At 48.6% G+C, this 395-nt stretch carries 1 pseudogene; it reads right to left on the bottom strand.

The features are described 5' to 3' along the window. Window positions 1-148: 148 nt before the first annotated feature. Window positions 149-395, bottom strand: a pseudogene (locus ACYQ3Q_RS28550) (reverse transcriptase); the annotation flags it as partial.

The raw sequence follows: 395 nt of genomic DNA, 5'->3' as shown, positions 1-395 counted from the left end.
TTAATGCGTTGGTTGAGAAGATAGAAATTCTCACACCAACGCATTTTATTTTTGAGTATGAAATAGGCGGATTAGCAAAGTAACCCGCCCCTTCCCGAACCGTACAAGCGACTTGTCACCGCATACGGCTCTCCATATTCCAAATGGGTTATCGTCGTTTCAGCTGATTAAGCTGGAACCTGTCAGCTTCGACATTAGCAAAGCAGTGTGCGCAAAGGGGTATCTGACGCCTGTTGATGGCCAGCATGATCGTGGCAATCGGTGAGTAGGGCTTGTCGAGCTTCTTCTTCGTTTTCCTGTGATACATGCTGACATGGGACTGCTGATTACCGCAGATGTAGCAGGCACGGGCAAGCGGGTCCATCAAGCTGAACTTGGGCAGGAAAAGAAACGAT

The organism is Desulfosporosinus burensis (assembly GCF_054657535.1).
The sequence above is the reverse complement of the archived record's forward strand: the minus strand, read 5'-3'. Positions and strand labels throughout refer to the sequence as shown.